Below are 22,341 nucleotides of genomic sequence, written 5' to 3' on the forward strand. Positions count from 1 at the left end.
CGACCGCTCGCCGGACCGGCCGCTCAGCTTAGCGTGATCGCCTGCAACGCCACCCCGTCGTTCTGGCCGCCGGTCACGGTCAGGGCCTGCCACCTGATCAGCAGCCGCTCCCCCGGGGCCGCCCGGAAGCGGATGACGTACTGGTAGAAGCGGTCGCCCGCGGCGAGGGCGACCTCGCGGACGGCGGGGTCGCCACCACTGGACAGCGACAGGTCCAGCCGCGCACCGGCCGAGAAGGTGCCGACGAACAGCCGGACCGTACGCAGATCACCGCTCCCGGCCACGCCGAGCGTGAAGCTCTTCCCGGCGCCGCGCTGGAAGACACCCGCCCGGGTGCCCTCCTGACGCGCCGTCGGCGTGCCGTCGGTCCACTGCAGATCACAGGCGCCCGCGTTGTGCTCCAGCCGCTCGCCACCCGGGTCCTGGATCTCGCCGGTGCCGCCCGCCTTGCGGTGGAAGCTGTCCGCGCCGGTACCGCCCCAGTGCCGCCAGTCCCGCGTACCGAGTTCGGTGAGCGACAACGACCCCGGCAGCGGCGCCAGGTCCACGTCGAGCAGCGGCCCGCCGGGTGCTTGGTCGCTCGGTGCTTGATCGCCGGGTGCTTGATCGGCGGGTGCTTGGTCGCTGGGTGCTTGGTCGCCGGGTGCCGCCACGGGCGCGGTCTCCCGGGTCAGCGGGGGTGGCGTGGACGACCGGGCCGCGAACGCCAGCGCCGCCACCAGGCCGGTCACGGCCACCGCCGACAGCACGGCGCGTCGACGTCGACGGCGAGCGCGGGCCACCGCGACGCGGGTGGCCGGGGCGTCGGGCGGTGGACGCATCGGACCGGCGATCGGGGCGATGGTCCGGCCCAGCCGGGTCTTCGCCGCTCGGGCCGCGGTGCGCAGCCGGACGCCGATCCCGCCGGCCACGTCGGGCAGGCTGCCGGTCAGGTCGGCGAGGCGTGCCGGGATGCTCTCCCGGGCGGAGTGCCGACCCGGTCTCGCCTCCGCCAGCGGGTCCGCCCCGGCTGGCTCGGCCGGATCGAGGGCGGCGCCTGCCGACCCGGCCGGATCGTGGGCGGTGCCTGCCGACTCGACCGGGCCGAGGGTGTTGCCTGCCGACGTCGCCGGCTCGGCGGTGGCGGCCGGGCGGGCCGGCGACGGACCGGACAGGTGCAGTCCGATGGGCGCCGGCCCGACCAGCGGAACCCGGCCGCCGGGCGGATTCGGACGGGCCTCGGGGCCGACGGGCGCCGGCGCCACCGGTACGAGCGGGCCTGGTCCGAGCCGGTCCGGGGCGAACGGAGTCGACGAACGTGAGCCGGGCGCGACGGGAGCCGCCGCACCGGGTTCCGGCACGACGGGACCGGCCGGGCATGTGCCGGGCCCGGAGGTGTCGACCGGAAGCGGGCCTGCGGCGGAAAGGTCGGAAGCCGACGGGCCGGAGGTGCGCGGAGGCGGCCAGACAGCGGTACCCGGCGGTTCCAGATCCCCCACGGGAACCCGATCGTCCGGGTCGGCCGTTGGACGGTCGCCGTCCGGCGGGGTCACCGTCCGGGGCGCGGTGGGATCCGTGTCCCCGGGCAGGCGGCGTGGACCGGCGGGGCGCTCCGGCGCGTCGGCCGCGTCGTCGGGGGTGGGCAGCCAGCCCCCGACCCGGATCCCGGTACGCGCGATGTCGTCCTCAGCCACCGACCCTCCCTCGGCCACCGGCGGCGAGCGGCCCGGCCCCGTGGCTCGCCGTAGGGAGGATGACACAGAACGCGATCTTGCAGAAGGCGTCAGCCCCTCGCAATTCCCACGCCCGCCGCCCGCCGACCACCCTCGACCGCCGGGTCGATCATGAAGTTGGCGGCCGCAGAACGGGCATCCAGTGCCGCTAAGTTCATGATCGACGCGTGTCAGCGACCGCGGGCGGGGGGTCAGTGGCGGGTTCGGTGTTGGAGGCCTCGGGTGGGGTGCCAGCTCTCGATCACGAGGTGGTCGGGTGGGTCGCCGACCCGGGTGAGCACCACCTCGGTCAGCTCGATCCGGAAGCTGTGCGAGCCGTCCTCGGCGGGCGGCTCCTCGTGCGCCCGGCCGGCGATCTTCGCGTCCCCGTCCCAGGTGGACGGGTCGTCCGGCGGGGCGTCCTCGGTCGGGCTGTGCAGCGCCACCCGGGGGTCACGGCGCAGGTCGAGCGCCTTCACCGCGCCGGCCATGCTGCCCAGCCGCAGCTGCCCGTCGTCACCGAAGTCGAACTCGGTGCCGCTGATCCGCGGCGAGCCGTCCCGGCGCAGTGTCGCCATCGTGCCGTGCTTGCGGACCGCGAAGCGGGCGCGTACCCGCGCCGCGAACTCGGGCTCCGCCGCCACCAGATCGGACCACCATGTCATGTGCCCGAGTGTGTCCGGAAAACCTGACAACCCGCGGCACATTTCCCGGCGGACTCAGCCCACCTGGAAACCGAGCGCCTGGGCCAGCATCACCGCCTGCTCGGCGTCGATCCGGGCACCGGAACGCTGCACCGCCGTCGGGTCGAGCGCGGACAGGTCGCTGCCGCGCAGGTCGGCCCGGATCAGCTTGGCGGCGTGCAACTGGGCGCCGGAGAGGTCCACGCCGGTCAGCGTCGCGCCGGTCAGGTCGGCGCCGCTCAGGTCGACCTCCCGCATCCGTACGTCGGTGATCCGCGCCCCGCGCAGGTCGGCGCCGGCGAGCGTGACGAAGGACCAGTCGCCCCGGTCGACCCGCAGCGGGCGCAGGTCGCAGCGGTCGAACGTGCTGCCGACCAGCTTGCAGCCGGTGAACTCGGCCTCGAAGAGGTTGCACTTGGTGAACGAGCACCTGGTGAACGCCGAGTCGGTGTGCCGGGAGGCGTTGAACGCCACGTTGCCGAACACGCAGTCGGTGAAGACCGCGCCCCGGCTGACCGCCTCGGTCAGGTCGACGTGGAAGAACTCGCATCGCACGAAGTGCCGGTCGGCCAGCTCCTCGGCGTACCAGTCCTGCTGGCGGTAGGTGACGTCCTCGACCGGCTCGGGCATGCCACCGACCCTAGTGACACTTTCCGGCCGCGGTACCTGCGGGTAGGTTTCGCGTCGTGAGTGTCACGGTGAGCACCGACCCCGGCCACGTCGGCTTCGATCCCGCCCGGCTGGCGCGGATCGACGATCACTTCGCCCGGTACGTCGACGACGGCCGGCTCGCCGGCTGGCAGATCGTCGTCACCCGCCGCGGCGAGGTCGCCCACTCCTCGACGTACGGGCTGCGGGACCGGGAGGCCGGTACGCCGGTCGAGTCGGACACGCTCTGGCGCATCTACTCGATGACCAAGCCGATCACCTCGGTCGCCGCGATGATGCTCTGGGAGGAGGGCCGGTTCGAGCTGAACGACCCGGTGAGCCGCTGGCTGCCGGAGTTCGCCGACGTACGCGTCTACGACCGGGGTTCGGTGCTCAAGCCGTACACCGTGCCGGCGGTCGAGCCGATCCGGATCTGGCACCTGCTCACCCACACCGCCGGCCTGACGTACGGCTTCGCCCAGGTCTCGGTGGTCGACGGCCTGTACCGGGCGGCGGGCTTCGACCTGGGTGTGCCGGCGGGCGCGGACCTGGCGGCGGCCTCGGCCGGACTGGCCCGGCTGCCGCTGCTGTTCCAGCCGGGCACGAGCTGGAACTACGGCGTCTCCACCGACGTGCTGGGCCGCCTGGTCGAGGTGATCTCCGGGCAGTCGCTGGACGCGTTCTTCGCCGAGCGGATCCTGGGCCCGCTGGGCATGACCGACACCCGCTGGTGGGTGGACGCGGCGGACGCCAAGCGCCTGGCCGCGCTCTACGCCCCGCACCCGGCCACCGGCCAGGCGGTACGCGCCGACGGGGTGGGCCGGGCCGCGCTGGCGGAGCCGACCTGGCACTCCGGCGGCGGGGGGCTGGTCTCCACGGCGGCCGACTACCACCGGTTCACCCAGTTCCTGCTGCGCGGCGGCGAGCTGGACGGGGTCCGCCTGCTGGGCCCGCGCACGGTGCGTTTCATGACCCGCAACCATCTGCCGGGCAACCGGGACCTGGCCTCGTTCTCGCCGGAAGGCTTCGCCGAGACGATCCTCGACGGGATCGGATTCGGGCTGGGCTTCGCGGTGGTGCTGGATCCGGTGCCGTCGCGGGTGCCGAGCAGCGTCGGCGAGTTCTACTGGGGCGGCCTGGCCAGCACCGCCTTCTGGGTGGACCCGGTGGAGGAGGTCACCGCGCTGCTGTTCACCCAGCTGATGCCGTCGAGCACGTACCCGCTGCGCAGCCAGCTGCGCCAGCTCGTCTACTCGGCGATCGTCGACTGAGCCGGTTCGGCGGAACTTCCCGCCGCCCGCCGGTGGGCTGCCTAGCCTGTGAGGCATGAGCGACATCGTCGTGTTCGGCGCCGGCGGGACGGCGGGCTCGCGGATCGCGGCCGAGGCGGCCGAGCGGGGGCACCGGGTGACAGCGGCGGTGCGGCGTCCGGAGGCGGTCGGCTACCTACCCCCAGGCGTACGCACGGTGACCGGCGACGCCACCTCGGCGCGGAGCGTACGCGAATTGGCCGAGGATGCGGACGTACTGGTGGTGGCCATCGGCGGCGGCGAGCGGGAGTTGTGGCGCGACGCCGCGCGGACGCTGGTCGACACGTTGCGTGAGTTGCCGGACCCACCGCGGGTGATCCACGTCGGCGGCGGCTCGACGCTGCTCACGCCGAAGGGCACCCGTTACCTGGACGAGCCGGACTTCCCGGAGGAGTACCGGGACTCGGCGCACGGCCAGGCCGACGCGCTGGAGTTCTACCGCACCAGCGCGGACGGTGTGACCTGGACGTACGTCTCGCCGCCGCCGCTGGAGTTCCACCCGGGCGAGCGGACCGGGCACTACCGCACCGGCACCGACCACCCGGTGACCGACGCGCAGGGCCGTTCGGTGCTCACGTACGAGGATCTGGCGGTGGCGATCGTCGACGAGATCGAGGATCCCCGGTTCGGCAACGCCCGGTTCACCGTCGCGTACTGATCCGGCGCGTACTGATCCGGCGCGTACTGATCCGGCGCGTACTGGTTCAGCCGGCCAGCCGGGCCGGGAAGCCGCCGGTGGCGATCGGGCCCCAGGACTCGATCGTGACGCGGATCAGTGACTTGCCCTGCGCGACCATGGCCGACCGGTACTCGTCCCAGTCCGGGTGCTCGCCGGAGATGCTGCGGAAGTACTCGACCAGCGGTTCCAGCGCCTCGGGCAGGTCGAGCACCTCGGCCACGCCGTCGACCTGCACCCACGGGCCGTCCCAGTCGTCGGAGAGCACGCACGCGGAGACGCGCGGGTCGCGGCGGACGTTGGCGACCTTGGCGCGCTCGGGATAGGTGGAGATCACCAGCCGGCCCTCGGCGTCCACCCCGCAGGCCACCGGGGAGGACTGCGGTCGCCCGTCGGAGCGGGTGGTCATGAGCACGACGTGGTGGCGGGGGCGGATGAACTCGATCAGGGCGTCCCGGTCGACCCGGGTGTTCTTCGCGATGCTGCGTGCCATGCCTCGGTTCTACCAGGCATGGTCGTCGTTCTCAGCGCGGACGCCCGGCCGCCCGCTGCGCGGTGACCTGCTCGGGCACGCGCGCGCGGGCCGAGGGCCGCCAGGCGCGGCCGTTGGCGTAGATGACCCGGAAACCGAGGTACGCGGCGAGCGGTGCCCAGTGCGCCGAGCGCATCCGCACCTCGGCGGCGTTGTGGCGCTGGCCGTTGGCGAGCACGTCGAGCAGCACCGTCTCGAAGGCGGCCGACTCGACCCAGTCGACCTCGCGGGTGAAGCCGCAGATCAGCGCCGCGCCGGTGACGTCGAGGAACTCGCGCAGCGTGGCGTCGGAGGCGCGCAGCACCGAGCAGCTGCCGAAGTAGAGACGGCGGCCCTCGCAGCGGCCGGCCATCCGCTCGGCCACGTCCGACAGCGCGACCGAGTCCCAGTCGGTGAGGCAGAGCCGGCTCGGCTCGCCGTGCATGGCGAAGAAGCCCACCCGATGGTCCGCGTACTGCTTGAGCAGCCACCTGTCGACGAAGTAGAACAGCTCGTCGCGGGTGGCCGCGTCCTTGTGGATGTAGCGGATGCGGCCGAGTCGTTCGAGCAGGTCGAGCGTGGGCAGGACGGATCCTCGTTCGTTGAGGTCGCGGTGCCACTGCCCCTCGACGCAGAACACGCCACCACGCGCCAACGCCCACCTCCCCGCCCGTCGAGGTCGCCGCCCGGGTCCGGGAGCAGACGTTACCGCTCACCTCCGACGGGCGACACCCGGCGGCGTGTTCGCAAACAGGCACTATTCACAGCCGATATCCAGGAACCGCCTGATGTGAGAACAATTTCGGCTAATCACCACGAAGAATCCTCTCACCTGTCACGGTGAGAGAGACGGGACGTACCGGTCGATGTGCCCGTCCAACCCCAGTTCCGCTCTGACATCGGGAGGACTCTGTGCGCGTCAACACCCTGAAGCGGGCGGCGGTCGCGTTCGCGTTGGCCCTGCCCGGGGCCGCCGTGGCGACAGTCGTGGCCGCGCCACCGGCGCACGCCGACGGCTGCTACACGTGGAACCGGACGCTGTCCCAGGGAAGCTCCGGCGCCGAGGTCCGGCAGCTCCAGATCCGGGTGGCCGGCTGGGCCGGGTACGGCGGTGTCGTCCGGGTCGACGGCGTGTACGGCCCGGAGACGGCCGCCGCGGTCAAGCGCTTCCAGGCCGCGTACGGTCTGCGCGCCGACGGCGTGGCCGGGCCGCGGACGTTCGCCAAGATCTACGAACTGCAGAAGGACAGCGACTGCACGCCGAAGCACTTCAGCTACGCCGAGCTGGACAACGGCTGCGGCAAGGGCGGGTGGGCCGGTGGCCCGCTCTCCTCGTCGGCCACCCGGGAGAACGCGCTGCGCACCATGTGGAAGCTGGAGGCGCTGCGGCGCAGCCTCGGCGACAAGCCGCTCTACGTGACCAGCGGGTTCCGCAGCATCGCCTGCAACCGGCAGGTCGGCGGCGCCGCGGACAGCCAGCACCTCTACGGCACCGCGGCCGACCTGATCGCCAAGCACCGCAGCCTCTGCGACATCGCCCGATCCGCCCGTGACCAGGGTTTCAGTGGCATCTACGGGCCCGGCTACCCGGACCACGACGACCACACGCACGTGGACTCGCGGCGGGAGAACAACCGGGACAAGGTGGCGAACACCAGGGACTGGTCCGCCCCGGACTGCGGAGTCAAGTGAGGCGGTGACGGCGGCCCGGCACGGGGGTGGGGGCTCCCCGGCCGGGCCGCCGTCGGCATGCTCCGGCACGAGCGACGCCGCTCCGCGACGGGGCGTCGACGCGACCGGAACCGGGCGCCGGGTCGGATCGCCCGGGCCTGGCGGCGGGAGTCAGCTCGCCCGGGGCCAGCGGGGCCGGGCGGCGGGAGCCGGCCGCCCGGCGACGGGCCGCAGGCCGGGCCGCACCGGCGGCGCGACGACCCGCGGGACCGGACCGCGCGCCGCCTGAGCCGCGGCGGCGGGACGGGCGACCTGCCCCGGCACCGCCCGGGCCTGCTGCCCCGGCACGGGCCGGCCGGCCTGACCGGGTACGCCCGGCCGCGTCACCTGTCCGGCCGGGCGGGCCACCTGCCCCGGGGCCGGACGGGCGCCGGACGGGCCGCTCAGCACGAACGGGAAGGGCACGTGCACGAACGGGTTGCCGTGCCGGATCAGCGCGTCGATCTGACGGTCGTTGAGACCGTGTGTCTCCAGCACCCGCCGGCCCCAGCGGTGCAACCGGCACGGGAACGACGACCCGTCGTTGCGGCACTTCGGCCCCGCGGGCCACTCCTCGGCGGCGTGCACCACCACCGCCCGGACCGCGAGGCGGACGTCCTCGGGGGTCAACGGCGCCGGTACCGGCACCTCGCCCAGGATCTGGTCGATGGGATCCGTCGACTGCTCACCAACTCGCACGGCAGGCCTCCCGCAGCTCGGCAGCGGTACGGCGGAACGGCCGCACCACATCCTCGACCACTGGTACGGCCGGGAAACGGCAGCAGTTCAATCCCGCCACGCGGCGAGCAGTTCGGCCGGCCCGATCGCCGTGACACAGTCGACCGCCTTGTCGGTCGGCAGGAGACGCATGCGTCAGAGGCGACACTCTCATTCTTGGAACTATCACGAATGAGAGCTTCTGCGCGTCAGACCAGGCCGGCGTCCTGGACCAGCAGGGCCACCTGCACACGGTTGTTCAGGTCGAGCTTCGTCAGCAGCCGCGACACGTACGCCTTCACGGTCGCCACGCTCATGAACAGCTCGGCGGAGATCTCCGCGTTGGTCCGGCCGCGGCCGAGCAGCACCGCGACCTCCCGCTCCCGCTCGGAGAGCCCGTCGAGCAGCCGTACCGCCCGCTCCCGTTTCGGGTCCGGGCTCGCCACCGGCGCGGTGCCGGTGACGTGCGCGATGAGCTTGCGGGTCACCGCCGGGGACAGCGTCGCCTCCCCCGCCGCGACCCGGCGTACCGCCGCCACGATCTCGGCCGGCGGGGTGTCCTTGAGCAGGAAGCCGCTCGCCCCGGCGCGCAGCGCCCGCAGCACCTGCTCGTCGGCGTCGAACGTGGTGAGCACCAGCACCTCGGGCGGTTCCGCGGTGGCACGCAGCGCCTCGGTGGCGGCGAGCCCGTCGACCCGGGGCATGCGGATGTCCATCAGCACCACGTCCGGGGCGTGCGCGGCGACGGCGTCGGGCACCTCGGCGCCGTCGGCGGCCTCGCCGACCACCGCCAGGTCGGGCACCCCGCCGAGGATCATCGACAGCGCGCCGCGCACCAGCGGGTCGTCGTCGACGATGAGCACCCGCACCGGCGCGCTCACTGGGTCGCCGCCCAGGGCAGCCAGGCGGTCAGCCGGAACCCGCCGTCGGCGTCCCGTCCGTGTTCGAGGCGGCCACCGGCGAGCGTGACCCGCTCGGCGATCCCGACCAGCCCGGTGCCGGCACCGGGAATGGCGGTGGGCGACGCGCCGACCGGCCACGGGTTGTGGAGCTCCACCGCAAGCCCGTCCCCCGGGCCCCCGGCGAGCCGGACCGTAACCACCGCGCCGGGCGCGTGCTTACGGGCGTTCGTCAGCCCCTCCTGCACGATCCGGTACGCGCTGCGCCCGATCGCCGCGGGCACCGCCTCCGGCTCGATCACCTCGTCGACCACGGCGACCCGTACCCCGGCGTCGCGGCTCTCGGCGACCAGCGCGGGCACGTCGGCCAGCGTGGGCTGCGGCCGTTCCGGCGTGGCCTCGGAGCCGACCTCGGCCCGCAGCACGCCGATCACCTCGCGCAGGTCCTGGAGCGCGGCGTGCGCGCTGGCCCGGATCACCCCGGCCGCCCGCGCCACCTCCTCCGGCGGCGCGTCCGGCCGGAACTCCAGCGCGCCCGCGTGCAGGCTGAGCAGGGAGATCCGGTGGGCGAGCACGTCGTGCATCTCGCGGGCGATCCGGCCGCGTTCGAGCTGCCGGGCCTGGTCGAGCCGGAGTTGCTGCTCGGCCTCGGCCCGCTCGGCCCGGTCCCGCAGGGACAGCACGAGCTGGCGGCGGGCCCGGACGAACAGCGCCCACGCCACCACCACGCAGATGAACAGCCCGGTCCACACGGCGGAGGCCCAGACCGGCAGCGTCGGGTCGGGCCGGACCGCGAGGTAGACCGGCAGGCTCAACAGTTGCCAGGCCACCAGCCCCAGGCCCACCGGCAGCGGCCGGTGGACCAGGACGGTGAACATGATGATCAGCAACGCGACACCGGAGGTGACCGAGAAGAACATGAGCGGCGCGGTGGCCACCGCCAGCCCGACCGGCCAGCGGCGGCGTAGCCAGAGCGCGCCGCTGACGAGCAGGCCGATGAGCAGGTCGACCTCCTCCAGCCAGGTCGGACCGGCGTTGAGGCCGAACTCCGGAGTGGCGCTGGTGACGTCGCCGTGCGCGATCAGCACCCAGAGCAGCGAGGCCACGAACAGCATGCCGTCCACGAACCAGTCCCGCGGCGTCCGCCGGGCGGCTCGGGCGGGCACCAGGGAGCCCGGCAGGAGCCAGGGATGATCGGGTACGGCGGCGCTGGTCACCCGTCCATGCTAGGAAGCCCTCCGGCCCGGCTACCAGCTACCAAAGTCGACGCCTGCGGTGAACCGAGGTCGACGGCGGCGCAGACCGCCGGCCGCAGCGCGTGACCGGGTGGCCCCGGCAGGCTCGACGGCATGATCGAAGTCGACCAGCTCACCAAGCGGTACGGCCCGCACACCGCCGTCGAGGACGTCACGTTCCGGTGCGAACCGGGTTCGGTGACCGGTTTCCTCGGGCCGAACGGCGCCGGGAAGTCCACCACGATGCGGATGATCTGCGGGATGACGCCGCCCACCTCGGGCGGCGCCACAGTCGGTGGCCGCCCCTACCGGCAGCTACCCAACCCGGGGCGGGAGATCGGCGTGCTGCTCGACGCCTCGGCGCAGCACGCCGGGCGGACCGGCCGGGAGACGCTCACGCTCGCCGCCCGGACCATGGGCGTGGACCGGGGACGGGTGGCGACGGCACTCGACCAGGTCGGCCTGAACGACACCGCGGCCCGGCGCCGCGTCGGCGCGTACTCCCTGGGCATGCGGCAGCGGCTCGGCCTGGCGCTGGCGCTGCTGGGCGACCCCCGGGTCCTGATCCTGGACGAGCCGGCCAACGGCCTCGACCCGGAGGGGATCTTCTGGATGCGCGGCCTGCTGCGCGACTTCGCCGACCGGGGCGGCACGGTGCTGCTCTCCTCGCACCTGCTGCGCGAGGTGGAGGCGGTGGCCGACCGGCTGGTGGTGATCGGCGGCGGCCGGGTGGTCGCCCAGGGCGGCAAGGACGAGCTGCTCGCCGGCGCCGGCACCCTCGTGCGGGCCCGTGACGCGCACGCCCTGCGCCTGACGCTGGACCGGGCCGCGCTGCCCGCCACCGCCGGCACCGACGGCGGCTTCGTGGTCCGGGCCGAGCCGGGCGAGGTCGGCCAGGCCGCGGCGGACGCCGGACTGGTCCTCACCGAGCTGCGCCCGGCCGGCAGCGGCGGCCTGGAACAACTCTTCCTCACCCTCACCGCCGGCGCGTCGACCAAGGAGGCCGTCCGATGACCACCGCCACCCGTACCCCCGCGCCGCCGCGTCCCGAGGCCGCCGTCGCCGGACCGACGCTGGCCCGGCTGACCGCCGTCGAGCTGCGCAAGCTCGCCGACACCCGGGCCGGACGCTGGCTGCTGATCACGATCGGGCTGATCGCGGCCGCGATCGTGGTGGTGCAGCTGTTCGTCGTCGACGCGCCGGACCAGACGTTCACCGCCTTCTTCACCCCGTCGCTGCTGCCGGTCGGGCTGCTGCTGCCGGTGCTCGGCATCCTCTCCATCACCGGCGAGTGGTCGCAGCGCAGCGCGCTCACCACGTTCGCGCTGGTGCCCCGCCGGGAACGGGTGATCGTCGCCAAACTCGCCGCGGTGGTGCTCGCCGCGCTCGCCTCGGTGCTGGTCAGCCTGGCCGTCGCCGCCGTCGGCACGCTCGCCGCCCGCGCCACCGGCGGGGCGGGCACCTGGACGTTCGACTGGCAACTGCTGCCGCACGCGGCCGTGTTCCAGGTGGCGAGCGTGCTGATGGGCGCCGCCTTCGGCCTGCTGCTGCTGAACACGCCGCTGGCGATCGTCACCTACCTGCTGCTGCCCACCGTGTGGAGCCTGCTCGCCGCGATGATCTCGGCGCTGCGTGAGCCGGCTCGCTGGCTGGACACCTCGTACACGATGGAGCCGCTGCTCGGCGCCGAGATGACCGGCGGGCAGTGGGGCCGGCTCGGCGTATCGCTCGCCGTCTGGGTGCTCCTGCCGCTGGTCGCCGGTCTGGTTCGCACGATGCGCCGGGAGGTGTCCTGACCGTGGCAGCCTGGCAACCCGGCGAGGACGTCGTGGTCGACGGCGGACGCGGCGAGCTGGTGCTGATGTGGGCGGGATTCCCGCTGCTCGGGGCGGGTCTGGGCGCCGGGCTGACCGCGCTGTCCGGCTGGATCGCCGGGCTGGCCTGGTTCCCGTTCCAGGGCCTGTTCGAGCTGCTCGCCCGGTGGCCGGACGAGCGGTCGTACCCGATCGGGGCCGGGGTGGGCCTGCTCGGCGGGCTGTTCCTGGCGGTGGTGGCGGTCCGCGAGCGGCTGACCGTCACGGTCGGGCACCGGACGGTACGGCTGCACCGCGACGGGCACGGCCGGGACCTGGCCCGCGCCGACGTGGCGGGGGTGTTCGTCGACGGCAAGGCGCTGGTGCTGCTGGACACCGCCGGTGGCGAGCTGGCCCGGGAGAAGTCCGACCTGGACGCCGAGCGGCTGCGGGAGGCGTTCACCAGGCAGGGCTGGCCGTGGACCGGGCAGGACCCGCACCGGGACGCGTACCGGCGGTGGGTGGAAGGGCTGCCCGGCCTGCCGCCCGGCGCGGACGCCCTGCTGCGCGCCCGGCAGCGGGCGCTCGACGGCAGCCACGACGCCGAGACCCGGGAGCTGCACGGGGAGCTGGCCCGGCTCGGCGTCGTGGTCCGCGACGAGGGCAAACGGCAGTACTGGCGGCTGGTGGCCGGCCCGCCGCCGGGCTGACCGCCGCCGTCGCGCTGCGATCTTCGCGCCGAGCATCTACGTTCGTCCATGCGGGTGCGGCTCGCCGGACGGCGGCGGCCCCGCCGGAGTACGTCGGTGCGACGGGAGGGACCGGCATGGCCGTGGGACAGGGCATCTTCCGGCGCAAGCCGGTCGAGCAGATCGCCGACGAGACCGACGCGGGCCTCTCCCGCGAACTGGGGTTGTGGCAGCTCACCGCGATCGGGGTCGGCGGCATCATCGGCGCGGGCATCTTCGCGCTGGCCGGGGCGGTGGCGAACGAGACCGCCGGCCCGGCCGTGCTGGTGTCGTTCCTGATCGCCGGTCTGGCCAGCGCGGCCGCCGCGCTGTCGTACGCGGAGTTCGCCGGCATGATCCCCCGGGCCGGATCGGCCTACACCTACGGGTACGCGGTGCTCGGTGAGGCGGTCGGCTGGTTCATCGGCTGGGACCTGCTGCTGGAGTACACAGCCATCGTCGCCGTGGTCGCCATCGGCATCTCCGGTTACTTCGGCTTCCTCGTCAACGAGCTGGGCGCGGACCTGCCGGCCTGGATGCTCGGCGCGCCCGGCACCGGCGACGGGCACCGGGTCGACCTGTTCGCGGTGGTGCTCTGCCTGCTCATCGCGTTCCTGCTGACCCGGGGCATCAAGGCCGCCGCCCGGTTCGAGACGTTCGTGGTGGGCCTCAAGGTCGCTGTCGTGCTGCTGGTGATCGTGGTCGGCTTCTTCCACGTGAAGACCGCCAACTACTCGCCGTTCTTCCCGTTCGGCGTCGGCGGCGCGATCACCGGCGCGGCCACCGTCTTCTTCGCCGTCTTCGGGTACGACGCGATGAGCACCGCCGCCGAGGAGTCGCGCGACGCCCGCCGGCACATGCCGAAGGCGATCATCTGGTCACTGGTCGTCTCGATGGTGCTGTACGTGCTGGCCACGCTGGTGCTCACCGGCATGCAGAACTACCGGGACATCGACCCGGAGAGCGGCTTCTCCTCCGCGTTCGCCTCGGTCGGGCTCTCCGGGCTGGCCAGCGTGATCGCGGTCGGGGCGATCATCGGCATCCTCACCGTGATGTTCACGTTCATGCTCGGCGTGACCCGGGTGTGGTTCTCGATGAGCCGGGACGGGCTGCTGCCCGGCTGGTTCGCCAAGGTGCACCCGGTACGCCGGGTGCCGACCCGGGTCACCTGGATCGTCGGTGTGGGCTCGGCGCTGATCGCCGGTTTCCTGCCGATCCGGCAGGCCGCCGAGCTGACGAACATCGGCATCCTGCTCGCCTTCGTGGTGGTGTGCGTGGCGGTGATCGTGCTGCGCTACCGCCGCCCGGACGCCCCGCGCACGTTCCGGCTCCCCGGCATGCCCGTGGTGCCGGCGCTCGGCGTGGTGTTCTCGATCTGGCTGATCACGTTCCTCGACCCGGTGACGTGGCTGCGGTTCGGCGTCTGGTTCCTGCTCGGCGCGCTCGTCTACGCGCTGTACGGCTACCGCCGTTCGGCGCTGGCCCGGCGCGACGAGGACACCGCCGGCCCGGCCCGCTGACCGCCGCGTCGCCTCAGACGTCGAGCAGTCGCAGGCCGATCGGGTCCACGTCACGTGTGGTGTTGCCGAGCACCACCACACCTCGGTCGGCGGCCCGGTCGAAGCCCAGGAAGGCCCGGAAGCCGCTGGTGCCGCCGTTGTGCCAGACGACCTCCCGGTCGCCGTGCCGGCTGGTGAACCAGCCGTACCCGATCCGGCCGTCGTCCCCGGCGTCGAAGCGGGGCATGGCGGCGTCGGCGCCGGGGGCGGTGCCGGCGAGCATCGCGGCGGTGAGCCGGGCCAGGTCCTCCGCCGTGGACCAGATTCCGACGCCGGCCGGGGCGTAGCCCGCACCCAGCCACGGGTCGGCGGCGCGGTCGGCGGCGGTGGCGCCCTCGGCCCGCCCGGCCGGCAGGTGCCCGGCCTCGGTGGCGGCCAGCGTGGCGGTCATGCCCAGCGGCCCCAGCACGTCCCGGCGCAGCAGTTCCGGGTAGCCGACGCCGGCCCGGGCCGCCAGCGCCTGGCCGAGCAGCGCCGCGCCGAAGTTCGAGTAGGAGACGGTGCCGCGGTCTCCGCCCGGCTCGGTGTTCGCGGCGACGGCGACGATCCGGTCCACGTCGTAACCGGCGTACGCGTTTCCGGCCGTGGACGCCGCCCACCACATGCGGATCGTCGCACCCGTGGAGTCGAGTGCCAGCCGGGGCAGCCCGGCCCGGTGACTGGCGAGTTCGGCGAGCGTGACGCCGCCGGCCGGACCGGTCACGCCGGGCAGGACGGCGGCCAGCCGGTCGTCGGGGTCGACCGCACCGGCCGCCACCTGCCGGGCCAGGAGCATCCCGGTGAGCGGCTTGGCGATCGAGCCGATCTCGAAGGGAGTGCCCGGTTCGACGGCCGGCCCGCCGCGCGCCCGTTCACCGAGTCCCGCGACGCGGACCCGGTCGCCCTCGATCACGGCGACCGCGAGGCCGCGCAGCCCTTCGGTGTCGTCGACGGGGGCCCGGACCGTCGCGGCCAGGTCCGCGTCGCCTGTCTGCTGCGGGCCCAGGCGCGGTGGCCGGGGCTTCCGGACGGCGGCCACGGCCGTGGCGGCGAGGCCGGCGGCGACGGCGAGAACGATCGGGGTACGCATGGTGCTGCCTTCCGTCGGGGTGGAAGTCCGGATCAGCGGCGGGCTGCGGTGAGGATGGCCAGCAGCGGCACCACCCGCTCGGGCGGGATGTCGTAGCGCCCGCGGGCACCGCTGCGCAGCCAGCCGGCGGCGGCGAGTTGCCGCAGGTGATGATGGAGCTGACCGGTGGTGCCGATCCCGTCGAGGTCGGCCAGTTCGGCGGTGCCGTGCCGCCCGCCGAGGATCTCCCGCAGCAGCCGCAGCCGCACCGGATGCGCCAGCGCCGTAAGCGTGCCGGCCAGAGCGGGCCAGTCGTCGTCGAGCAGGTCGTCGACTGTGGAGCCGTACTGCCAGTCGTAGTGCCGGTCCCCGGTGCGGACGGTGCCGGTGTAGAGCACCGCCCCGGTGCCGTCGGCGGGAATCCGCTGTTTCAGGCCGCCGAGCGCCCAGAGGGCGTCGGCCGGCGTGACCTCGCCGGTCGCCGCGCCGGCTCCCGCGTCCCGCTCGCCGACGAGCCGGGCCACCTGGGCCTCCAGGGCCGCGAGCCGTTCCTCCACGCTTGCCACGACAGCGATGATACGGAAGTACGTACTTACGTGCAAACAAACAAACGTGCGGAGCTGCCGGCGTCACTACTTCCGCTGGCGCGTTTCCGGCATCAGAACGAACTGTTCGGGCATGTTCTCCGTACACACGTGTGGTTCGTGACGTCTACCTCGGAGGCATGGTGTCCGCACTTCGAACTGATCCATTCGCGGGGGCGATTCTCCAGGTCGGCGTACTCGCGGCCCTGGCCGGCACGGTCGGCCTGAGCGCGTACGGCTGGCTGGCCGGTCTGCTCTTCGGGGTGGTGACGGTCGCGGCGCTCGGATACGGGCTGCGCCGCTCGGGCGCGGACCGGCTCGGCCCGGCCGACTGGGTGACGCTGACCCGGGCGACGCTCGCCGGTGGCGTGGCCGCGCTGACAGTCGACTCGTTCCGCGAGCCGATCGTGGTGCCGGTGCTCGTCGTGCTGAGCGCCGTGGCGCTGTCCCTCGACTGGGTCGACGGGCAGGTGGCCCGCCGTACCGGCACGGTGAGCGCGCTGGGCGCCCGGTTCGACATGGAGGTCGACTCCTTCCTCGTCCTGGTCCTCTGCGGATACGTCGCCGACCAGGTGGGCGCCTGGGTGCTGGTGATCGGCGCGATGCGGTACGTCTTCGTCGCCGCCGGCTGGGTGCTGCCGTGGATGCGCGGCTCACTGCCGCCGCGCTACTGGCGCAAGGTGGTGGCCGCCACGCAGGGCATCGCGCTGGCGGTGGTGGCGGCGGGCGTCCTGCCCCGGCTGCTCGCAGTCGCGGTGCTTCTCGGCGCGCTCGCGATGCTCGTCGAGTCGTTCGGCCGTGACGTCGCCTGGCTGTGGCGGCACCGCGTACCCCCGGCGCCGCGAGCGCTGCCGGCCGCGCCGGTCTCCCCCGCACCGGCAGGTCACCGGCCCGAGTGGACGCCGGGCGCGCGGATCGCCCGGCAGCCCGCCGAGGTCGGCGGTCGGCACCGGTGACCGACCTGTCCCGCGCGGCGGACGACGACGCCGGCACCACGACCGAGGGCGACCGGGTCCCGGACCGCACCACTCCGGACACCGACACACGCGAGGACGGCGGCGCCCCGGACGCCGATGCAGCCGACGCCCGGCAGGCCGGCCGCCGGCGTACCCGGCGGGTGCTCGCCGCTACGGCCACCGCGCTGGCCGCCGCGCTCGTGCTGGTGGCACTCGTCGCGCCGAGCGACGTCAACGAGTTCAGCCCGGGCGCGTTCCTGCGCATCCCGGTGGAGGGGCTGATCGGCGTCGCCCTGCTGCTGGTCCTGCCGCCACGTCCGCGCCGGGTGGTGGCCACGATCCTCGGCGCGCTGCTCGGTCTGGTCCTCGTCCTCAAGGTCACCGACCTCGGGTTCTCGCTGGTCCTGGACCGCCCCTTCGACCTGATCGCCGACTGGACGTTCCTCGGTGCGGGCGCGGAGTTCCTGTCCGAGTCGTACGGCCGGGCCGCCGAGGTGGGTGCGGTGGCGCTGGCAGTGGTCGCCGTTCTCGCCGTACCGCTGCTGGTGACGCTGTCGGTGCGGCGGCTGACCCGGGTGGTGGCCGGCCACCGGCGGGTTACCGCGCGCGCGACCACCGCGTTCGCCGCCGCCTGGGTGGTCTGCGCCGTGCTCGGCGCGCAGATCGTGCCGGGCGTCCCGGTCGCCGCCGACACGGTGGCGGCCGGTCTCTACGACCGGGCCCGGCAGGTACGGGCGGGCCTCAACGACCAGGAGACGCTGAACACGCAGCTCGCCGGCGACCCGTTCCAGAACGTGCCGGGCGACGAGTTGCTGACCGCGCTGCGCGGCAAGGACGTGCTGTTCACCTTCGTGGAGAGCTACGGCCGGGTCGCGCTGGAGGACCCGGACCTCGCGCCGGAGGTGGACGCCGTCCTGGACGAGGGCACCCGGCAGTTGCGCGCCGCCGGATACGGCAGCCGCAGCGCCTTCCTCACCTCGTCCACCACCGGCGGCGGGAGCTGGCTCGCGCACGCCACCCTGATGAGCGGCATCCGGGCGGACAACCAGTTGCGCTACACCAACCTGGTACGCGGCGACCACCTGACCCTCAACGGCGCGTTCAAGCGTGCCGGCTGGCGGACCACGCTGGTCATGCCGGCGCTCACCCGGGCCTGGCCGGAGGCCGACTTCTTCTCCCCCGACCAGGTGTACGGCATGAAGGAACTCGGCTACCGGGGGCCGCTGTTCAGCTTCTCCTCACCGCCGGACCAGTACACGCTGTCGACGTTCCAGCGCCGCGAGCGCGGCCCCGGCCACGCGCCGGTGATGGCCGAGATCCCGTTGCTGTCCAGCCACATCCCGTGGACGCCGGTGCCGCCGCTCGTGGACTGGGACGACGTAGGCGACGGCTCGGTCTACAAGGGGACCGCGCGCGCCGACCGCTCGGCGGAGGGCACCCGGGAGGCGTACCGGCAGTCGGTGGTCTACACGCTGCGTACGCTCATCTCCTACGTGCAGCGCTACGGTGACGAGAACCTGGTGCTCGTGTTCCTCGGCGACCACCAGCCGGCCCGGGCGGTCACCGGCGAGGGCGCCGGCAAGGACGTGCCGATCACCGTCGTCGCCAAGGACCCGGCAGTGCTCGACCGCATCGCCGGGTGGGGCTGGCAGGACGGCCTCAACCCCGGCCCGCAGGCCCCGGTCTGGCCGATGGAGTCGTTCCGCGACCGGTTCCTGCACGCGTTCGGACCGAAGTCCACCACTCACAGTTAGGGATGTCGTGACGATGCTCGCGCGGGCCTGGGGGATCACCCGTTCCCTGGCCGTCTACCACGGTCAACCGGCCAAGCACCGGCGTGCCCGGCAGCTCTACGGGCAGTTCCTCGCCCCCGGCGACCTCGGGTTCGACATCGGCGCCCACGTCGGCGGCCGGGTGCGTACCTGGCGGCGGCTGGGCGCGCGGGTGGTCGCGGTGGAGCCGCAGCCGGACTGCCTGCGGGTGCTGCGCCTGGGCTTCGGGCGGGACGCCGGCGTGACGATCGAGCCGACGGCTGTCGGCGCCCGGTCCGGGAGCGCACGCCTGGAGCTGTCCAGCGCGACGCCGACGGTGTCCACCATGTCGTCGTCGTGGATCGAGTCGGTCACCGCCGATCCGAGCTTCGCCGGGGTCCGCTGGGACCGGTCGGTCGAGGTGCCGGTGGTGACGCTGGACGACCTGATCGAGCGGCACGGCGTACCGGCGTTCTGCAAGGTCGACGTCGAGGGCTTCGAGGTCGACGTGCTGGCCGGGCTGAGCCGTCCGGTGCGCGGGCTGTCGTTCGAGTACCTGCCGCCCGCGCACGACTCCGCGCTGGCCGCGCTGGATCTGGTGGAACGGCTGGGCGCGAAGGCGGGCGGCTACCGCTACAACTACTCGCCGGTGGAGACCATGCGGTTCGCCGGTGATCGGTGGCTGGACGCGGCCGGGCTGGTACGCCTGCTGGAGACGTACCGCCCGGCCGGTCGCTCCGGCGACGTCTACGCCCGGCTGGCGGCCTCCTGAGCGGTGCCGTCAGAATCGGTACCGGGTGTGGTACTCCGGCACCAGCACGCGGCTGCGCGGCGAGACCCGGCGCACCTCGGCGACGAGGGCGTCGAGGCGTTCCCGGTCGCTGTCGGCGACAGTCGGCGGGTTGGTGAGCGGCGTCTCGAAGTTGTCCCAGTGCACCGGCACCACGACCTTCGGGCGGTCCAGCGCGGCCATCAGCCGGGGCACGTAGTCGGCGGTCGCCGTGGTGGCGGCGGAGGCGACCATCGCCACGTCCGGGGCGAGCCCGCTCAGCTTGCGCTCGTCGAAGTCGCTGGCGCCCATGAAGAACACGGACGGGCCGCCGTCGATCCGGATCTGGTACGCCAGCGTGTCGCCCTCGGGCAGGTCGGCGATCGTCTCCGGACGCGGCGGCCGGGTGACCCGTACCCCGGGGAAGGCCATCGACCAGGTGGGATTCCGGCTGTGCAGCGAGCCGACCACCTCCACCGTGTACCCGTCGAAGTCGAGCACCTCGCCGCCCTTGACCGGGGCCAGTTGCCCGGTCGGCAGCCCGTACGCCAGGCCGAGGTGGTACGCGGTGAGCGTGCCGAAGACCCGGGCACCGGTCCGGGCGGCGATGTGCGGCACGTCGTTGAAGTGGTCCCAGTGGGTGTGGGTGACGAAGATGTTCTCCGCCCGGTCGGCGAGCCGGTCCACCACGTCGGCGGCCACTGTCAGCCGGGTGTCGGGGTTGAACGGCTTCCGGAACAGCCCGGTGTCGTACCGGCTCAGGTACGGGTCGACGAGCACCGTCCGGTCCCCCATGTCGATCCGCCAGCCGGAGGTCCCCCACCAGCGGAAGCTCACCGCGCCGCCGCGTCGCGTACCGCCGGCGGCGCGGCTCGGCGCGGCGACGGGGCTCGGCCCGGCGGCGCGGGCCGGGGCGCCGGCGACGAGTCCGGCGGTGGTGACGGCGGCGGCGCCGACCGCGGTGTCGCGTAGCAGTCGACGGCGGGCGTAGCCGGACGGCTGGTTCTCGGGCATGTGTCGTCCTCCCCGTTCGGGATCGGTGATCGGTAGGCCCAGACCACCACTCCGCCGGCGCCGATGTCCAAGATCGACGAGCGCAACGACCGATATCCGGACCGATATCACCGCAGGCCAGGCCGGTGGCCCGGCCCGGATCAACGCAACGAATCGACGGCGGTCCGGGCCGCCTCCCCCATCGCCAGGTCCACGTCGATCCGGCGGGCGGCCAGCCGTTGCGTGCGTACCGCCACCGCTATCGCGTACCTGCGGCCGTCGGGGTACTCCGCGACGCCCGCTTCGAGGTGCAGTCCCGGCAGGGTGCCGGTCTTCCCGGCGACCCGGACCCCGGGTGGGAAACCGGCGGCCAGCCGGGTCCAGAAGAGCTGCCGTGCCATCAGCTCCCGGACCATGGCGCACGCGGGCGCCGGGCCGGCCTCGTCCCGCCACACCAGACGGAGCAGCCGGGTCAGCTCCCGGGCGGTGCTGGAGCTGGTGTGCTCGGGGTCGAAGACCCGCATCGCGCGGACCCGTTCGGGCGACAGGGTGGGGAAGATCCGCGCGAAGTCCGCCTCGGTGCGTGCGCCCACGTCGGAGAGCATCGTCTCGACGAGTTGCCGGGGGCCGCCGACGATCCGGGTGCGCGGCAGGTCCAGCTCCGCGGCCAGCATCGGCAGCACGTCCGCCCCGACCCGCCGCAGGAGCAGGTCAGCTGCCGTGTTGTCACTCACCGACATGGCCAGGTACGCGAGGTCGCGCAGGGAGACCTCCACGTCGTCGGCGCAGCCGGCCACACCCCAGCCGCCGAGCCGGTCGGCGGCACCGACGAGCACCCGTTCGGTCGGGTCGAGCTGGCCGGCGGCCGCCTGCCGGGCGAACTCCAGCACCACCATGATCTTGAAGACGGAGGCGATGACGATCTGCTCGTCGGCGCGCAGCGCCACCTCACCGCCGGCCGGGTCGTCCACGTCCACGACGTGCAGGCAACCCCGCACCCCGGCCCGCCCGAAGATCTCCCCGACCCGTTCCGCCACATCCACGCCGACACGGTAACCAGCGGCGACGCTAGGGTGCGCGGATGGACCTGCTGCGGCACCTGCGGCACTTCGTGGTGGTCGCCCGGGAACTGCACTTCGGCCGGGCCGCCGAGACGCTGGGCATGGCACAGCCGCCGCTGAGCCAGTCGATCCAGCGGTTGGAGCGGGAGCTGGGCGTCACCCTCTTCGACAGGTCACAGCGCCAGGTCGGCCTCACCACCGCCGGCCAGCTGCTGCTCGGCGAGGCCGACGAGCTGCTGGCCGGTGAACGCCGGCTGCGTCACCTCGCCGACCGGGTCCGCCGGGGCGCGCTCGGGGTGCTGCGCGCCGGCGTACCCCCGGAGACCCCGGCCGTGACGTTGCGCGCGCTGCTCGACGCGCTCGCGGCCCGCGCGCCCGGGCTCGCCCTCGACCTGCACGAACTGACGAGCGCCGAGCAGCACCGGATGCTCGCGGACGGGCGGCTGGACGTCGGCCTGCTGCACCATCCGGTCGACGGGGCCGGGCTGCGCTTCGGTGAGCCGGTGGACGTACCTGTGGGTGTGCTGCTGCCCCGGGCCTCGCCGCTGGCCCGGCCGCGGGAGATCGCGCTCGCCGATCTGGCCGGCATGGACCTGGTCACCGCGCCACCGGCCACCGCGCCCGGCTGGCACGAGCACCTGCTGACCGTGTGCCGGCAGCACGGTTTCGCCCCGGCCCGGGTCCGCCCCGCGCGCAACCCGGAGTTCCTGTTCGGTCTGCTCCTCGCCGGCGGCGCGGTCGCCGTCGAGCCCGCCGCGTTGGCCCGCCGGGAGCCACGTGTCGCCTGGCGACCGATCACCGGCACGCCGCTGGTCCGGCGGATCTCCGCGGCCTGGCCGATCCGTGCGGCGCACCCGGCCGCGCCGATGTTCGGCCACCTCGCCACCGAGACGCTCGCCGCGCCCGACGAACCGGGCGGGCCGGCGCTCCTCGCCCCGGTGGCCCGGCCGTGGCCGGTGCTGTTCGAGGCCGGCCGGGACGAGAAGTTGGCCCGCTGACCTCCCGCAGTTCACCCCGAT

23 protein-coding genes are annotated in these 22,341 nt (G+C 73.9%); 11 read left to right on the top strand and 12 right to left on the bottom strand.

Translation table 11 applies throughout. The annotated features are described in order from the left end of the window. Positions 1 to 23 precede the first annotated feature (23 nt). From SM452_RS19310 to SM452_RS19320, 3 genes are all read right to left on the bottom strand, one after another. On the bottom strand, positions 24 to 1,673 hold the full coding sequence (locus SM452_RS19310) for a hypothetical protein (protein WP_463840423.1): 1,650 nt from the start codon (positions 1,671 to 1,673) through the stop codon (positions 24 to 26). Positions 1,674 to 1,903: 230 nt separating this feature from the next. After that, positions 1,904 to 2,356 (bottom strand): pyridoxamine 5'-phosphate oxidase family protein, encoded by a 453-nt coding sequence (locus tag SM452_RS19315; protein WP_355507328.1) that lies wholly within the window; start codon positions 2,354 to 2,356, stop codon positions 1,904 to 1,906. Positions 2,357 to 2,410: 54 nt separating this feature from the next. Continuing rightward, the gene (locus tag SM452_RS19320; RefSeq protein ID WP_262014886.1) at positions 2,411 to 3,004 is read right to left on the bottom strand and encodes a pentapeptide repeat-containing protein; all 594 of its coding nucleotides are present in this window, start codon (positions 3,002 to 3,004) and stop codon (positions 2,411 to 2,413) included. Positions 3,005 to 3,060: 56 nt separating this feature from the next. Here SM452_RS19320 and SM452_RS19325 point away from each other — a divergent pair, with 56 nt between their 5' ends. After that, positions 3,061 to 4,293, top strand: a complete 1,233-nt coding sequence (locus SM452_RS19325) for a serine hydrolase domain-containing protein (RefSeq protein WP_463840424.1) — start codon at positions 3,061 to 3,063, stop codon at positions 4,291 to 4,293. A 55-nt stretch (positions 4,294 to 4,348) separates the two neighbouring features. Further along, positions 4,349 to 4,990, top strand: a complete 642-nt coding sequence (locus tag SM452_RS19330) for an NAD(P)-dependent oxidoreductase (protein ID WP_355507322.1) — start codon at positions 4,349 to 4,351, stop codon at positions 4,988 to 4,990. Between the two features lie 46 nt (positions 4,991 to 5,036). Here SM452_RS19330 and SM452_RS19335 read toward each other — a convergent pair whose 3' ends face one another. Further along, a complete protein-coding gene (locus SM452_RS19335) occupies positions 5,037 to 5,501 on the bottom strand; it encodes a PPOX class F420-dependent oxidoreductase (protein ID WP_262014889.1) in 465 nt (154 codons plus the stop codon). Positions 5,502 to 5,532: 31 nt separating this feature from the next. Next, positions 5,533 to 6,174: a DUF6642 family protein gene (locus SM452_RS19340; RefSeq protein ID WP_262014890.1), complete on the bottom strand. Its 642-nt coding sequence runs from the start codon at positions 6,172 to 6,174 to the stop codon at positions 5,533 to 5,535. Between the two features lie 257 nt (positions 6,175 to 6,431). Here SM452_RS19340 and SM452_RS19345 point away from each other — a divergent pair, with 257 nt between their 5' ends. Next, complete coding sequence (locus SM452_RS19345; RefSeq protein WP_262014891.1) at positions 6,432 to 7,211, top strand: D-Ala-D-Ala carboxypeptidase family metallohydrolase; 780 nt, start codon at positions 6,432 to 6,434, stop codon at positions 7,209 to 7,211. A 150-nt stretch (positions 7,212 to 7,361) separates the two neighbouring features. Here the strand turns inward: SM452_RS19345 and SM452_RS19350 are convergent, their stop codons facing one another. The 3 genes from SM452_RS19350 to SM452_RS19360 form a co-directional block, all read right to left on the bottom strand. Continuing rightward, a complete protein-coding gene (locus tag SM452_RS19350; protein ID WP_463840425.1) occupies positions 7,362 to 7,928 on the bottom strand; it encodes a hypothetical protein in 567 nt (188 codons plus the stop codon). Positions 7,929 to 8,155: 227 nt separating this feature from the next. Then, complete coding sequence (locus tag SM452_RS19355; protein ID WP_402810340.1) at positions 8,156 to 8,851, bottom strand: response regulator; 696 nt, start codon at positions 8,849 to 8,851, stop codon at positions 8,156 to 8,158. After that, on the bottom strand, positions 8,824 to 10,062 hold the full coding sequence (locus tag SM452_RS19360; RefSeq protein WP_463840426.1) for a sensor histidine kinase: 1,239 nt from the start codon (positions 10,060 to 10,062) through the stop codon (positions 8,824 to 8,826). The genes SM452_RS19355 and SM452_RS19360 overlap by 28 nt, the downstream gene beginning before the upstream one ends. A 132-nt stretch (positions 10,063 to 10,194) precedes the next feature. On the opposite strand from SM452_RS19360, the gene SM452_RS19365 reads away from it, so the two are divergent. From SM452_RS19365 to SM452_RS19380, 4 genes are all read left to right on the top strand, one after another. Further along, positions 10,195 to 11,094, top strand: coding sequence for an ABC transporter ATP-binding protein (locus SM452_RS19365; protein WP_262014895.1), 900 nt, complete (start codon positions 10,195 to 10,197; stop codon positions 11,092 to 11,094). Further along, positions 11,091 to 11,876: an ABC transporter permease gene (locus tag SM452_RS19370; protein ID WP_262014896.1), complete on the top strand. Its 786-nt coding sequence runs from the start codon at positions 11,091 to 11,093 to the stop codon at positions 11,874 to 11,876. The genes SM452_RS19365 and SM452_RS19370 overlap by 4 nt, the downstream gene beginning before the upstream one ends. Positions 11,877 to 11,878: 2 nt before the next feature. After that, positions 11,879 to 12,583 carry a YqeB family protein gene (locus SM452_RS19375; protein WP_262014897.1) on the top strand — a complete coding sequence of 235 codons (705 nt, stop codon included), beginning with the start codon at positions 11,879 to 11,881 and terminating at the stop codon, positions 12,581 to 12,583. Positions 12,584 to 12,699: 116 nt separating this feature from the next. Next, the gene (locus tag SM452_RS19380; protein WP_463840427.1) at positions 12,700 to 14,121 is read left to right on the top strand and encodes an amino acid permease; all 1,422 of its coding nucleotides are present in this window, start codon (positions 12,700 to 12,702) and stop codon (positions 14,119 to 14,121) included. Positions 14,122 to 14,134: 13 nt separating this feature from the next. On the opposite strand, the gene SM452_RS19385 is transcribed toward SM452_RS19380, so the two are convergent. Both SM452_RS19385 and SM452_RS19390 read right to left on the bottom strand, forming a co-directional pair. Beyond that, complete coding sequence (locus SM452_RS19385) at positions 14,135 to 15,229, bottom strand: serine hydrolase domain-containing protein (protein WP_463840428.1); 1,095 nt, start codon at positions 15,227 to 15,229, stop codon at positions 14,135 to 14,137. Positions 15,230 to 15,261: 32 nt separating this feature from the next. Further along, positions 15,262 to 15,774: an ArsR/SmtB family transcription factor gene (locus tag SM452_RS19390; RefSeq protein WP_262014900.1), complete on the bottom strand. Its 513-nt coding sequence runs from the start codon at positions 15,772 to 15,774 to the stop codon at positions 15,262 to 15,264. A 158-nt stretch (positions 15,775 to 15,932) separates the two neighbouring features. Here SM452_RS19390 and SM452_RS19395 point away from each other — a divergent pair, with 158 nt between their 5' ends. From SM452_RS19395 to SM452_RS19405, 3 genes are read left to right on the top strand one after another with little or no spacing between them, the layout of a single operon-like run. Continuing rightward, positions 15,933 to 16,748 (top strand): CDP-alcohol phosphatidyltransferase family protein, encoded by an 816-nt coding sequence (locus SM452_RS19395; protein ID WP_463840429.1) that lies wholly within the window; start codon positions 15,933 to 15,935, stop codon positions 16,746 to 16,748. Further along, positions 16,745 to 18,502 (top strand): alkaline phosphatase family protein, encoded by a 1,758-nt coding sequence (locus tag SM452_RS19400; protein ID WP_463840430.1) that lies wholly within the window; start codon positions 16,745 to 16,747, stop codon positions 18,500 to 18,502. The genes SM452_RS19395 and SM452_RS19400 overlap by 4 nt, the downstream gene beginning before the upstream one ends. Before the next feature lie 13 nt (positions 18,503 to 18,515). After that, on the top strand, positions 18,516 to 19,271 hold the full coding sequence (locus SM452_RS19405; RefSeq protein ID WP_262014984.1) for an FkbM family methyltransferase: 756 nt from the start codon (positions 18,516 to 18,518) through the stop codon (positions 19,269 to 19,271). 9 nt (positions 19,272 to 19,280) lie between these two features. Here SM452_RS19405 and SM452_RS19410 read toward each other — a convergent pair whose 3' ends face one another. Next, on the bottom strand, positions 19,281 to 20,282 hold the full coding sequence (locus SM452_RS19410) for an MBL fold metallo-hydrolase (protein WP_402810093.1): 1,002 nt from the start codon (positions 20,280 to 20,282) through the stop codon (positions 19,281 to 19,283). Between the two features lie 140 nt (positions 20,283 to 20,422). Further along, complete coding sequence (locus tag SM452_RS19415; RefSeq protein WP_262014904.1) at positions 20,423 to 21,304, bottom strand: serine hydrolase; 882 nt, start codon at positions 21,302 to 21,304, stop codon at positions 20,423 to 20,425. Positions 21,305 to 21,342: 38 nt separating this feature from the next. On the opposite strand from SM452_RS19415, the gene SM452_RS19420 reads away from it, so the two are divergent. Then, positions 21,343 to 22,320: a LysR substrate-binding domain-containing protein gene (locus SM452_RS19420; protein ID WP_463840431.1), complete on the top strand. Its 978-nt coding sequence runs from the start codon at positions 21,343 to 21,345 to the stop codon at positions 22,318 to 22,320. Positions 22,321 to 22,341 lie beyond the last annotated feature (21 nt).

The organism is Micromonospora sp. SYSU B005 (assembly GCF_055362685.1).

What these genes read in the sequence shown, in the direction of transcription:
- SM452_RS19380 (WP_463840427.1), top strand. Translation starts at nt 12,700, where the DNA reads ATGGCCGTGGGACAGGGCATCTTCCGGCGCAAGCCGGTCGAGCAGATC.
- SM452_RS19320 (WP_262014886.1), bottom strand. Translation starts at nt 3,004, where the DNA reads ATGCCCGAGCCGGTCGAGGACGTCACCTACCGCCAGCAGGACTGGTAC.
- SM452_RS19395 (WP_463840429.1), top strand. Translation starts at nt 15,933, where the DNA reads ATGGTGTCCGCACTTCGAACTGATCCATTCGCGGGGGCGATTCTCCAG.
- SM452_RS19410 (WP_402810093.1), bottom strand. Translation starts at nt 20,282, where the DNA reads ATGCCCGAGAACCAGCCGTCCGGCTACGCCCGCCGTCGACTGCTACGC.
- SM452_RS19315 (WP_355507328.1), bottom strand. Translation starts at nt 2,356, where the DNA reads ATGACATGGTGGTCCGATCTGGTGGCGGCGGAGCCCGAGTTCGCGGCG.
- SM452_RS19365 (WP_262014895.1), top strand. Translation starts at nt 10,195, where the DNA reads ATGATCGAAGTCGACCAGCTCACCAAGCGGTACGGCCCGCACACCGCC.
- SM452_RS19335 (WP_262014889.1), bottom strand. Translation starts at nt 5,501, where the DNA reads ATGGCACGCAGCATCGCGAAGAACACCCGGGTCGACCGGGACGCCCTG.
- SM452_RS19385 (WP_463840428.1), bottom strand. Translation starts at nt 15,229, where the DNA reads ATGCGTACCCCGATCGTTCTCGCCGTCGCCGCCGGCCTCGCCGCCACG.
- SM452_RS19405 (WP_262014984.1), top strand. Translation starts at nt 18,516, where the DNA reads ATGCTCGCGCGGGCCTGGGGGATCACCCGTTCCCTGGCCGTCTACCAC.
- SM452_RS19370 (WP_262014896.1), top strand. Translation starts at nt 11,091, where the DNA reads ATGACCACCGCCACCCGTACCCCCGCGCCGCCGCGTCCCGAGGCCGCC.
- SM452_RS19330 (WP_355507322.1), top strand. Translation starts at nt 4,349, where the DNA reads ATGAGCGACATCGTCGTGTTCGGCGCCGGCGGGACGGCGGGCTCGCGG.
- SM452_RS19420 (WP_463840431.1), top strand. Translation starts at nt 21,343, where the DNA reads ATGGACCTGCTGCGGCACCTGCGGCACTTCGTGGTGGTCGCCCGGGAA.